The 12,692-nt window shown below is 45.0% G+C and carries 12 protein-coding genes; 4 read left to right on the top strand and 8 right to left on the bottom strand.

Going from position 1 to position 12,692, the window contains the following annotated elements; genetic code table 11:
• Positions 1–274: 274 nt before the first annotated feature.
• From emrD to speA, 3 genes are all read right to left on the bottom strand, one after another.
• A complete protein-coding gene (gene emrD, locus B853_RS25755; RefSeq protein WP_038883216.1) occupies positions 275–1,480 on the bottom strand; it encodes a multidrug efflux MFS transporter EmrD in 1,206 nt (401 codons plus the stop codon).
• 264 nt (positions 1,481–1,744) lie between these two features.
• Complete coding sequence (gene speB, locus B853_RS25750) at positions 1,745–2,665, bottom strand: agmatinase (RefSeq protein WP_010453266.1); 921 nt, start codon at positions 2,663–2,665, stop codon at positions 1,745–1,747.
• A gap of 1 nt (position 2,666) precedes the next feature.
• Entirely contained in the window at positions 2,667–4,577 is a 1,911-nt protein-coding gene (gene speA, locus B853_RS25745) for an arginine decarboxylase (protein WP_010453264.1), read from the bottom strand.
• 336 nt (positions 4,578–4,913) lie between these two features.
• Between speA and B853_RS25740 the strand changes: the two genes are divergently transcribed.
• Positions 4,914–5,678 carry an MBL fold metallo-hydrolase gene (locus tag B853_RS25740; protein WP_038883220.1) on the top strand — a complete coding sequence of 255 codons (765 nt, stop codon included), beginning with the start codon at positions 4,914–4,916 and terminating at the stop codon, positions 5,676–5,678.
• A gap of 49 nt (positions 5,679–5,727) precedes the next feature.
• Here the strand turns inward: B853_RS25740 and B853_RS25735 are convergent, their stop codons facing one another.
• The 3 genes from B853_RS25735 to B853_RS25720 all read right to left on the bottom strand — a co-directional run bounded on the left by B853_RS25735 (position 5,728) and on the right by B853_RS25720 (position 8,063).
• Positions 5,728–6,156 (bottom strand): ATP-dependent zinc protease family protein, encoded by a 429-nt coding sequence (locus B853_RS25735; protein WP_005432588.1) that lies wholly within the window; start codon positions 6,154–6,156, stop codon positions 5,728–5,730.
• 63 nt (positions 6,157–6,219) lie between these two features.
• On the bottom strand, positions 6,220–7,125 hold the full coding sequence (rimK, locus tag B853_RS25730; RefSeq protein ID WP_010453259.1) for a 30S ribosomal protein S6--L-glutamate ligase: 906 nt from the start codon (positions 7,123–7,125) through the stop codon (positions 6,220–6,222).
• A 323-nt stretch (positions 7,126–7,448) separates the two neighbouring features.
• Positions 7,449–8,063, bottom strand: coding sequence for a TetR/AcrR family transcriptional regulator (locus B853_RS25720; protein ID WP_038887390.1), 615 nt, complete (start codon positions 8,061–8,063; stop codon positions 7,449–7,451).
• Positions 8,064–8,218: 155 nt separating this feature from the next.
• Here B853_RS25720 and B853_RS25715 point away from each other — a divergent pair, with 155 nt between their 5' ends.
• Positions 8,219–9,232: an MBL fold metallo-hydrolase gene (locus B853_RS25715; protein WP_038887388.1), complete on the top strand. Its 1,014-nt coding sequence runs from the start codon at positions 8,219–8,221 to the stop codon at positions 9,230–9,232.
• 96 nt (positions 9,233–9,328) lie between these two features.
• Positions 9,329–9,673 (top strand): DUF5329 family protein, encoded by a 345-nt coding sequence (locus B853_RS25710; RefSeq protein WP_010453255.1) that lies wholly within the window; start codon positions 9,329–9,331, stop codon positions 9,671–9,673.
• On the opposite strand, the gene B853_RS25705 is transcribed toward B853_RS25710, so the two are convergent.
• Together B853_RS25705 and B853_RS25700 are read right to left on the bottom strand one after the other, a co-directional pair.
• Positions 9,641–10,540 (bottom strand): LysR family transcriptional regulator, encoded by a 900-nt coding sequence (locus B853_RS25705; RefSeq protein WP_038887386.1) that lies wholly within the window; start codon positions 10,538–10,540, stop codon positions 9,641–9,643. The genes B853_RS25710 and B853_RS25705 overlap by 33 nt on opposite strands.
• 500 nt (positions 10,541–11,040) lie before the next feature.
• Positions 11,041–11,286 carry a hypothetical protein gene (locus B853_RS25700; protein ID WP_038887384.1) on the bottom strand — a complete coding sequence of 82 codons (246 nt, stop codon included), beginning with the start codon at positions 11,284–11,286 and terminating at the stop codon, positions 11,041–11,043.
• A 166-nt stretch (positions 11,287–11,452) separates the two neighbouring features.
• On the opposite strand from B853_RS25700, the gene B853_RS25695 reads away from it, so the two are divergent.
• Complete coding sequence (locus B853_RS25695; protein WP_038887383.1) at positions 11,453–12,319, top strand: helix-turn-helix domain-containing protein; 867 nt, start codon at positions 11,453–11,455, stop codon at positions 12,317–12,319.
• Positions 12,320–12,692 lie beyond the last annotated feature (373 nt).

Below are 12,692 nucleotides of genomic sequence, written 5' to 3'. Positions count from 1 at the left end.
GTGTCCTTTTTGTGTACTCTTCTCGTGTCGCTTTGCCATTCATTTATAGTGTGAGTAAAAGTACGTTAGTGTTCTTCCAGTGAATATTTTTATATCGAATGGCCAACGAATAATTTTTGTATAAGCAATTGTTCTTTTTAGCAAAGATTAGGTGGGATGTTAAATGCAATTGCTGGTGGATGAGATCCAAAGGACAAGATATATACAACAAAAAAAGGAACACACTTTGCAGCATGTCCCTTTTCTTTATCTTGGTGGGGATGAGAATCAAATTTTAGATCGCCAGTGGCATTTCGTTTGAATGGTCGTGCTTGCGATTAACCCAACGTAGACCAAGCATGGCGATGATCGACATTGCCATCATCAAACAACCAAGTGGCATTTGATCTTGTGCTGGGAAGAACGAAGCCAATAACGTCGCGATACCCGCGCCTAGGTTCTGCATACCACCTAAAATCGCACCGCCAGTACCTGCATGGTATGGAAATGGTGAAAGCGCACCTGTTGTTGCCGCTGGGAACAAAATGCCCGCACCCAAGAAGTAAATGGTTGCACCACCAATCAGGGTCAATGCCGTTGTTAGACCAAACAGACCAGGAATTAACACGACAGCAGAGCCAACTAAGATAGCCACTAGACCAACATTCAGAGCACGGCGTTCAGAGCGACGTTGTGCTATGTAGCTCGATAAGCCTGCACCGACTAGGTAACCCGGAATCGGTAAGACAAACAGCAAGCTTACTGTGGTTGCCGGTAAACCAAGTACGCCACCTAGTAGTACACCGGCTGCTGCTTCAAATACTGCCACGCCTGCGAACGTAGCAACCAACACCAGTAAGAAGCCTTGGAAGCGTTTGTCTGACAGCACGAACTTGTAGCTCTTCGCCACAGATTCATGTTTGCGACGCTCTTTCGGCAAAGTTTCCATCATGCTTGTCATCATGGTGATCACTACTGCGATACCAAACAGTGCAAGGAATAAGTAGCTAGAGCGCCAACCGAAAGCTTCAGTTAGGTAACCGCCCAGTACAGGGGCCATCAATGGCGAGAAAATTACACACATACTGATCAAGCTGTTTGCACGGTGCAGTTCTGTGCCTTCAAAGCAGTCACGAGTCAGTGTACGAGACATCGCACCGCCACAACCGATACCCAAACCTTGGATAAAGCTACCGGCTAGGAACCATTCGTACTCATGAGCAAATAGCGCAACCAAAGTACCAAGAATGTAGATGATCAAACCCGCAATGATGATCGGCTTACGACCAAGGCGATCAGAAAGCGTACCGTACACAAACTGCGATAGACCATAAGGGATCAGGTAACACGCCATCACGGCTTGAAGTGAAGACGCTGATACCAAGAACTCACCCGCCATATGACCAATAGAAGGCACGTACATCGTTTGAGTCATTTGACCTACGGCAGTCAGAATTGCGATTAAAAAGGTAAGTTTCGCTAATGGAAACGAGGCGGACATTTGCGTATCTCTCCAGAAATTTAAGACGTAAAAAGCCTTAGCGCTCCATATAGGAGAGCCAAATAAACAAAGTGATTAGGGAATCTAGGCGCGAGATATTAGAGCTTGAGTGCCGACTTAGCAATCAAAAAATGTGAAGTTGAGCAAGATAAAAATCTATGATTTGGATTAGAAAAACTAATCCAACTTTTGTAAGGGGTAGAGCACAAAAAAGGGAGCTGAAGCTCCCTTTAAAATACCGTGATGACTTTGAAAAAACTTACGTTATTCGCGACCTGACGCGTAGGCGTAAAGTAGCTCAAGTGCGATGGTCGCACCAGCCAATGCTGTTACATCGCTGTGGTCGTAAGGAGGAGAGACTTCCACCACATCCATACCCACGATGTTCATGCCAGCGAAACCACGAATGATCTTCAGAATTTTATCTGAGTTCAAGCCGCCGCAAACAGGCGTACCTGTACCTGGTGCAAACGCAGGATCCAGACAGTCGATGTCAAAAGTGACATACACTGGCTTATCCGCAACCGTGCGACGAATCTCTGCCAGAATCTCTTCTACTGACATGTCGTTTGCTTGCATCGCGTTGATGACATTGAAGCCGTGATCTTGTTGCTCATATTCAGTACGAATACCAATTTGAACTGAGTTCTTCGCAGAAATCAGACCTTCTTTTGGCGCGTGGTAGAACATAGTACCGTGGTCGTAAGAACTGCCGTTCGCGTAAGTGTCCGTGTGCGCATCGAAGTGAATCAGTGCCATTTGACCATGGTGTTTTGCGTAAGCTCGTAGGATTGGTAGCGTGATGAAGTGGTCACCACCCAAGCCTAGCATTGTCTTACCGCTCTTTAGAATCTCACTTGTTGCCGCTTCTAGGCGGTAAGTGAAATCTTCCGCGTCACCACAATCGAACACAAGGTCACCTGCGTCGATCACTTTCAATTTATCAAATACGTTGAAGTCCCAAGGGAACTTCTTGCCTTCCCAAGCAAGGTTTACTGACGCACGTCGGATAGCATCTGGCCCCATACGCGCACCAGGACGACCAGAAGTCGCCATGTCCAGAGGAACCCCTAGCACCACAACGTCTGCGTCTGCCGATACTGGATTTTTGATGTACGGTCGACGTAGAAACGACATAGAGTTGGAGTAAAGCGAATAATCGGTTTTCGTAAACAAATCATTCATATCAGAAGTCCTCTAAATAGGTGTAGCCCGCCAAACCTTGTTCCAGTTCAGCTAGGATTTGTTCTTGTTCACTGGCTTCAACGCGCGCTGAAACCAATTGTTTGTAATTGTCACGAATCGCATCTACGTCGATGTGAACGTAGCGCATCATGTCTTCTACGCTATCACCTTCGTTGATGTAGCTGATCTCGAATTGACCGTCTTCATCAACATTGACTACTGCACTGTGGGTGTCACCAAATAGGTTGTGCATGTCACCAAGGATCTCTTGGTATGCGCCTACTAGGAAGAAGCCCATTAGGTACGGTTTGTCGTTGCTCCATGCTGGTACTGGTAGCGTGCTCTCAATGCCTTGACCGTCAACATAGTGGTCAATCGCGCCATCGGAGTCACAAGTGATGTCCAACATCACCGCACGACGCTCTTCCACATCGCCAAGGCCAGAAAGTGGCAGAACAGGGAACACCTGATCAATGCCCCATGCATCTGGCAGGGATTGGAAAAGAGAGAAGTTCACGAAGAACTTGTCCGCAAGACGTTCGCTCAACTCATCCAAAATAGGACGGTGGAAACGGTTCTTGGTACTCATTTGACGACTTAACTCGAAATAAATACGTAGCGACAGTTGTTCTGCCCACGCACGTTGTTCAAGGTTCAGTACGCCAGTTGCGAATTGTGAGTGAACCTCAGCCAAATCGCTTTGGGTATCATTGTAAATTTCAATTAATGCACGCGCATCGGTACCATTCTGCAAGTTTTCCCAGCTACGCCACATGTTTTGTAGCAAGATTGGTGCGTCTTCTGCCGGCTCGAACACTTCTTCCGGTTGGTATGTTTCGGTACCAATAACGTTAGAAATCAATACAGCGTGGTGTGCAGTCAGAGAACGACCTGATTCAGAGATAATCACTGGCATCGGTTGTTCGTAGTGCTGACATACATCGCCGACCGTATTCACGATGTTACGCGCGTATTCTGCAAGACCGTAGTTCATTGAGTTCGAAGATTGGCTGCGTGTACCGTCATAGTCTACTGCTAAACCACCGCCAACATCGAAGTAATCAATGTTTGCACCCATGGCACGTAGTTCACAGTAGAAACGTGCAGATTCATTTACACCATTACGTACATCACGGATGTTCGCCATCTGTGAGCCAAGGTGGAAGTGAACCAATTGCATGGTATCCAGCTTGTCTTCGCGTTTTAGACGATCAATCACGCTCAATACTTGAGATGCTGATAGACCAAACTTCGATTTTTCACCGCCGCTTGCTTGCCATTTACCAGCGCCTTGAGATGCAAGGCGGATACGCAAGCCAAGACGTGGTGTTACGCCCAAGCTTTTTGCTTCTTCAAGTACCAGATCAAGCTCAGATAGCTTCTCTAGTACGATAAATACTTTGTGACCTAGCTTTTCACCGATCAGTGCAAGACGCACGTATTCACGGTCTTTGTAGCCATTACACACGATCACGGAGCTGCCTTGTTGAGCCAATGCCAATACGGCCAATAACTCTGGCTTACTGCCTGCTTCAAGGCCCAGCTGTTTGTTTTCTAGCTGTGCTTGGCTCGCTAAGATTTCATCAACCACTTCACGCTGTTGGTTTACTTTAATTGGGTATACCAGCAGGTATTTGTTTGGATATTGGTATTCTTCAATTGCTTGGTTGAAAGCTTGGCAAATGCCATGCACGCGCTGGTGCACGATTTGCGGGAAGCGTACTAATACAGGCAGATTCAACTGCTTAGCTTCTAGCTCATTAACAATCGCACTGAAAGGGATTTGGTGTGCACGGTCACTACGAGGAGATACGTATACCTCGCCTTGGTCATCAATTCCGTAGAAGCCTTGGCTCCAGTAGTGAACGTTGTAGTCCGCGCGGATGCGGTCTAATTTAGTTGCTTTTTCCAACTCGATTCTCACAAAAATGTATTTAAGCCCTCATAGGAAGTAGAGGAGAAAATACAAAAAAGCAAATCATGAGGCGCTAACCTCATACCCTGACACGAACTCCGTGTGCGCGCATTAACGGATAAAACCCCACTAGTGTCTAATGATTAAAATTTGTTCTTTCGATTAATAATCGTTGTTGAGTTGTGGTGTAAACATTTATTTAACAGAGTGTCCATTCTGCTGTTATAGTTGGTCTGACCAGTAAGGATTTGGTCGAAGAAAAAAAAGAATTAAGATTCAACAAAACAAGGATATGTTTTGCAGCTGCATAGAATTCAGGGATACATCCAAACCATGTATCTTGCCGAGTATCCAGACAAATTAATGTTGCTTGATGGCGCAAGTCGAGCAGACATTCCTCACCTCAAGGATTTTATTGAGCATCAGCTTAATCGCTCGTTCACTGACCTAAAACTGGTCGTCGTCACCCACATGCACCCAGACCACGCTGGAGCAGCACACAAGTTACGAGATCTCACTGGTTGTCAGCTTCTGGCTGCAAAACGAGACACGCATTGGTATGGTGGTTTTGATGGTTGGTTGATGCATCTTACGGATTTGATTTTGGCGCGTTGGATGGCGAACCGAATGCGTAAACCTAAGCGGAATCTATGGTATTCGCGGAAGCTAAGACCGGATATTGAGCTGGTGGATGGAGACGCCGTCCCCGGATTTGCTGATTGGCAAATTTTGGAAACCCCCGGACATACTGATAGAGATTTGTCGGTTTATCATGCCGATCAAGATGTACTTTATGTCGCGGACTTAATGGTGCAGGTGAAAAGCCATTTGATTGCGCCGTTTCCTATCTTTCATCCCAATAAGTATCGCAGTTCGTTAAAGCGCGTTTTTGAGATGAATCCGAGTTGTTTGTTGGCGGCTCATGGCGGTGAAGTTGAGTTCGATGAAGATGCTTATCAACACATCATCAATACTGCACCGGTTAGACCGATTACGCACTGGCGAGTGACGAAGATAAAACTGAAAGGATTAATGCGTTCTGTACTGAGAAGTAAGAATGTGAAAAAGGAGAGGGATAAAAAGGAAAAGGATAGCTAGAAGAGCCAGATGAGCGACCACGGAGTTCGCTCACCTGAAGCTACGGGGATTATGGAGCCAATAAGTGAGATTGGCTCGGGTCTACCAGAACTTTGTCTGCCATACCCTGACGACCTAGCAACATCATGTAGGTCATCTTTTCACGGTTAGTCAGCGTGATGTCGATAGGCCACTCTTGGTCGCCCATGCGCAGCATCGTCGTGATCACGCAGCGGTGTTCGAAGGTCCCGTTTGATGATTTCACTTTGCGGTTCGCCTTCAGTGGAGCTTTACAGCGAACCACTTGCTCTAAGTGGTAAACATCTGGGTGTAGATCGAATTCTACGTATGACTGACCGTCTTGCTCTGTGCACTCTAGATTATCTACGTGCAGAGAAGAAGTCTGTGCGCCTGTATCAATACGCGCTTCAAGGTGAGTAATCCCTAACTCAGGTAAGCAAATTGCTTCGGCGTTCCCAATGATCATTTTCTGATTCATAGTGTCATCCTAGCGATGAGTGATAAAGAGAGCCCAGTTTAGAGGCTCTCACTCAAACAATTATCAGCCTTTACCGCGAGTACGGTTAGCGTTTGGTTTTGCGTTCTTCTCGATGAAGTCGAAGATCATGCCCGCAACGTCTTTTTCTGTTGCTGTTTCGATGCCTTCAAGACCTGGAGAAGAGTTCACTTCCATCACAACAGGACCGTTCTTCGATTGAAGAATATCAACACCACATAGGTTTAGACCCATGACTTTTGCTGCGTTGATCGCGGTTGCGCGCTCTTCTTTGGTTAGTTTCACTAGCTCAGCAGAACCACCACGGTGAAGGTTAGAACGGAACTCACCTTCTTTAGCTTGACGCTTCATTGCTGCGATAACTTTGTTACCTACAACGAAGCAGCGGATATCAGCACCGTTTGCTTCTTCAATGAACTCTTGCACCATGATGTTCGCTTTTAGACCCATGAATGCTTCGATAACGCTTTCTGCCGCTTTAGTTGTTTCTGCAAGTACAACGCCGATACCTTGTGTACCTTCAAGTAGCTTGATAACTAATGGTGCGCCACCAACGTTTTTGATCACGTCCTGAATGTTGTCAGGGTGATGCGCAAAACCTGTGCGAGGTAGACCAATGCCTTTACGCGATAGCAATTGCATAGAGCGTAGCTTGTCACGAGAGCGGCTGATTGCTACTGACTCGTTCACACAGAATGTGCCCATCATTTCAAACTGACGTACAACCGCTGTACCGTAGAAAGTGATAGATGCACCGATGCGAGGAATAACCGCGTCATACTTTGGCAATTCTTCACCCATGTAACGAATCTTAGGGTTGTTACTCGTAATATCCATATAACAGTGCAGAGTATCGATCACATCAACTTGATGTCCGCGCTCTTCACCCGCCTGCTTTAGGCGCATGGTTGAATATAGATTCTCATTACGAGAAAGAATAGCAATACGCATGGCAATTCCTTAGTAAGTCAGTACCAAATTAAAAATATAAATATAGAGTATAGTGAGTGGGTTTAATTGATGTGACAGAATCCACTCTCATCAGCGACTTAGAATTGTGGTTGGACAACCACGTCGTCAGAGGTGCGCACCTTAGGGCGTTTTCTCATTCGATGAAAACGAAAAAATATCGTCGATACGACAAAAATAATTTATCGAACTCTCAAGCCTTGCTGTGTGCGACTGTCAAGGGTGAGAAAAAGAAAATTGAGTCAAAAATTCATCATTTTTCGATGTGACAAAACTGAAAAAAGCGGCCATTTGACCGCTTTCTTTTAGCTGTTTTGGTAGTGACTTAAGAAGAGTTCAGCCGTTTGGGTGGCTAGGCATCTGGACTCTTCGTTCGTTAAGGAAGCACGAATCCCCATCAGTTGTGGCCAAAATGCACTGCCTTTGAGTAAGTTGTGCAATTGAATGCTTGCCAAGTCCACATCATCAATCTTCAACGTGTTTTTCTCTGATTGCTGAATAAGCCAGCGATACAACGCGGTTTCTTGCTTCGACATTTGCTCTGCTTGCTCTTTGAGCTCTTCCGGCTTAAATAAGAAGTGGCCAAATGCTACTTTCGCTAACTCAATATAGTTTGGTTCTGTGACCACTATGATCTCGCTATAGAGCAATTCAATCAATTGCTCTTTGAGTGGCAGCGATGGCAAGCGCTCAATATCGCTGTCCATCATTGACGAGCGCCAAAGCTCGGTCAGTAACTCGGTCACGATCGCTTCTTTAGAAGGGAAGTGATTATAGACGGTGCGCTTAGAGACTTGCGCAATAGCAGAGAGCTTATCCATGCTGGTGTTCTGAACCCCAAACTCTTGGAACGCTTGCTTTGCTGCGCACAGGATCGCTTCTCTTTTGGTCTCACTACGACCTTTTCTTTTTACATTCATAAATTTGCCGAGTTAAGAAGATCATTTCTGGATCTATTTTACACTAAGTAGTTTACTTTTGATAATTTGAATGTAAACTGCACCGTGTAGTTTACTTTTGTTCGGGTTAACTTTTTATGAAAAAAACTTTGCTAGCCACAGTAGGAGCGTTCGCGATGGGTACATCAATGATTTCTTGTTCTAATGTTGATACTGAAAAAGCGCCAACATACCCGGACAAATTTGCAAACACAGAGTTGGAATACAAAAGCGGCTTGGGTGATATGTTCGGCATCATGAAAGCGTACTTCACGACTGAGCGTGCAAACCCAACGCCAACGATTGAAGTTCCAGTGCATGCGATGACTGCGACACAATTACTAGAAGAACAAGATGACGTCATATACCGGCTTGGTCATTCGAGCGTGTTGATGAAGCTTGATGGCAAATTGGTGATGACCGATCCTGTCTTTAGTGACCGAGCATCTCCTGTCCAATGGGCAGGACCAAAGCGTTTCCACCAAACACCAATCACTTTGCAAGATTTGCCAAATATTGATGTAGTGGTGATCAGCCATGACCATTACGATCACCTAGATAAAGCTTCTATCAAAGTGCTAGGCGACAAAGTAGGCACTTTCTTGGTGCCGTTAAAAGTGGGGCATTTGCTGGTGAACTGGGGCGTGCCTAAGGAGAAAGTGATCGAGCTAGATTGGTGGGAGTCACATTCTGTCGACGGCATTGAATATACACTGACTCCGACTCAGCATTTTTCTGGTCGAGGTTTGACAGACCGTGATGCGACGTTGTGGGGGAGTTGGGTTATTAATGCACAGCAACATAAAGTGTTCTTCAGTGGTGACTCGGGTTACTTCAATGGCTTTAAAGAGATTGGCGAAAAGTACGGCCCGTTTGATTTCACTATGATCGAAACAGGCGCATATAACGATCTCTGGTCAGATATTCATATGTTCCCTGAGCAAAGCGTTCAAGCACACATTGATGTACAGGGCAAAGTGATGATGCCGATTCACAACAGTACGTTTGATTTATCGATGCATGATTGGAATGAACCAATGCAGCGCGCGTTAGACATCAGTGAAGAGCGCGGTGTAATGTTAGTGAGCCCTGAGATTGGCCAACGCTTGGCGATTGCGGAGCCTCAGCCTGCTAAGGCATGGTGGCAATAATCGCTGAGCTAAACAGCCAAACACCAGAATAGTTAAGTCACTTATTAGTAATTACTTGGTAGTAGTTACGTGGCTAGAGATAAGGACAAAGATGTGATGAAAGCAAAGTGTACGTTGTTACTTACATTAAGCATTCTGCCTACTTTTGTACTAGCTGGAGTAGAGGAAGATATCTCGACGTTAATAAAGCGAGTTGAACAATCCTCCTGCACCTTTATCCGCAATGGCAAGACGTACACTAATCAAGAAGCGGCAGAACACATGCGCAATAAATGGGATTACGCCAAAGACGACGTTGATTCTGTGGATGTGTTTATAAAGGAAGTCGCTTCGAAGAGCTGGTTATCTGGCAAACCATATTGGGTGGATTGCCAAGATAAACGCATTACCAGCGAAGAGTGGCTAACATCATTGATGAGCACTACCAATCACATCCAATAGCACTTCTTTAATAGTCTGGTAGCGCAACGGTAATGCGCGGCTGCGCTTTCTCACCAAAAACAGATCTTCATATACGGGCTGTTTTAACTCAGCGACATACAACTCTTCTCTTAATGAAAAACTTTCTACCGCACTGCGTGGCAAAACGGTAAAACCCAGTCCTTTGCTAACGGGCAATAGAATCTGACTGAGTTGGTTTACGTAGCCCGATAATGGCATGTCACTGACCTTGATCTCTTTGAGTAAAGGTTCTGCACATTGGTCGAAAAACAACGTCATATAATGTTCAGCATCAGGATGCCCTATGACGCCGCAACTTCGAAGCCGCTCAGGCGTTAGTGCTTTTCCTTGGTGGGATTTAGGTAAGATCAGACACAATGTTTCTCGACCAATTTGTTCACTTTGAAACACACTTTTATTTGGTGAGTAGGTCACGATGCCCATATCAATTCGACCCTCAGCAACGCCATTAAGAATGGATTGGTTAGGCGCAGCTTCTAGGTGAATCGATAAGCCTTTATGTTGTTTCTGCTTTTCAAGTAGAGGATCAAACAACCTTAAGGCAAGCGCCCCAGAGCATGCGAGCTTGCAGTATCCAGCGTGCGGATCGTCAAAGCTCAAATCTTCTAGTAGGCTTTTCTCTTTTTCTTCTAGCTCTAACGCGTAGGCATATACCATGCGGCCTTGCTCGGTGAGTTCGAAGCTTTTGTTCTCGCGTTTAATTAAGGGATGCTGACAAGCTTGTTCCAACTTTTTGATGTGTTGGCTGACACCGGGTTGTGTCATATAGAGCTTTTCAGCCGTCTGAGTAAAGTGACCGACTTCGACAAGGGTTTTAAACGTATGTAACCAAACTGGATTCAGCATAGGGTATCGTCTGCTAGAGAAATTGCTGAAATAATAGCATGATGCATAGCTGAGCGCAGAGGTGCAGATAAATGACAGGCAAAATAAAACCCCGCCTGGTTTCCCAGACGGGGCTTATTCTTTTTCGCAGCAATCCGGCTACTAATAGGTGCTCCCTGCATCTATCCTTGATTGTGGCTAAGTCCTTTAACCGAGTTCCTTGTTCATCGCCTTCCTAGCGGTGTCCATTCTTGCCTATCATCCTGACGGGCGAACTCTATCCTAGAGCTTAACTACATCCTTGCTGATAACTCATCCTAAGCTACCAAATCTTCATCCTGAAGATACCCAATCCTTTAGGCTTTTTTCCTGTTCCCGCCAACATCCTGTCGACATGTTTAGTATTGTTGTTTTGCTGATTACTCTCAATCAGCTAGGTAAAAAAACTTTGGCAGCGGATATTGCTTAAAAAGATATAAGTTTTATTTTTCAATTGCTTAAGGTTGTTGTTCGACTTGTTCTTAGTCAAAGATGGTCGTTTTACTTACATTGCTTGTAAGAGATCTCGCACAAGATTCCGAGCGAATGTACGAATCGTTGTCTTTTTCGCCTTGTCTGAGAGTTTGCTCAAGATCACAACTCGAATTGTAGCCATAAGATTTAGCGATTGTTTCTGATGAAATCCCCATCTCTTGTACTGCAAACATGGCCCATTCATCGCGAGTTTTCTGCATGATCCGGCGTAGCTTGGTTTTGAAGTTACTCATAACAGCTCCTTTAGTTAGCGTCTTTATGAGGCAAGAATAAGGAGCGAGACGAGGCTAAGTTGATAGTATGCCGCTTAATATCAATACTATTGAGGCGTAATGAAGAATCGACCTGCATTACTGATACTATTTACGCGTAGAGCAATATTATCTAGTAGGGTGATGAATGGCGTACATTGAAAAAATACCTCAGAGACCAGGCTTTTCTTGGCGTTATCGTCGAATTGATGAGTCAACAAAGCAGTCTGATTTACACTTTCATGATGATGTGTATGAGTTGGTTATTCATCGTCATTTTCATGGAGTGTTAAATGTCGGCCATTGCGAGATGGATATCGAACATAATCAGATGTTGTTGATTGCCCCTGGCGTTCCGCATTCTTTTTGCTCTACGTCTTCGAAAGACAATTGTGAGACACACGTGGTTTGGTTTAAGCGTGAGTGGATTTCCAACCTCATGTTTTATTGCACGGAGCTACGTAAACTTGACCCGTTATTAAAAGCGGCCAATAAAGGTGTGGTCTTTTCTAAGGGAACGGCCCAACAAGTGGTGGACTTGATGCATGAGCTGATGAAAGTCCCTGCAATCGAACAGCTTGCCCGTTTTATTCATGTTCTCTCTTTGCTTGCTCATGATGAAGCCGCAAAAACACTGATGACGCATTCTTACCTCTCGCTGAGTGAACATGAGCAACAAGAAAGAGAGCGGGTTGCTAAGGTCAATGCGTACCTTGAGCAGCACTTTGCTCGTAAAATAACCCTTGCCGACTTAGCGAACGATTTATCGCTTAGTGAAAGTGCCGTGACTCGATTATTTCAAAAGCACTTTAAAGAACCCTTTAGCCAGCGCTTGATGAAGCTGCGTATTAATCACGCAGCGGACTTACTGCAATCGACAGAGTTACCGATTGGGATAGTGTTTGAACGAGTAGGGTATCGAAACCAAGCCTTGTTTAATCGCCATTTTAAGACTTATAAAGGGCTTACTCCGAGAGATTACCGCCAACACTATCAGCAGCGGATTCAGCCTTAGCCAGAGTTCATGAGCATTATAGCTGAGCGCTGAACGGGAATTAATGTGCAACTGGTATATTACTTGCTAGGTTATTCAAGAATCATTATTAAGATTCAATGACAGATGAAATAGGGAACTTGATTGCCATTAATTTGTCATATTCAGTGGATAGGTTAACCCTTGCCATACGATAAAACGCAGTCGAACTGTTCAAAAATTGACTGCAACACGGCATGTTTTGTCATTATGTTGTGAAATCAATCACGGTTAATTTGTCCATTCCCCGATAGATTGAAGGGGAAAACAACCTTAGACAATAAGCTCATGATGAGCGCTACCTATATAGATGAGGGAGATTACTATGAAAAAGATGAGAAGAGCACAGTTGCAT

Source organism: Vibrio rotiferianus CAIM 577 = LMG 21460, assembly GCF_002741985.1.
GTDB lineage: Bacteria > Pseudomonadota > Gammaproteobacteria > Enterobacterales > Vibrionaceae > Vibrio > Vibrio rotiferianus.
Note: the sequence above shows the minus strand (reverse complement) of the source record. Positions and strands in the feature narration are given on the sequence as shown.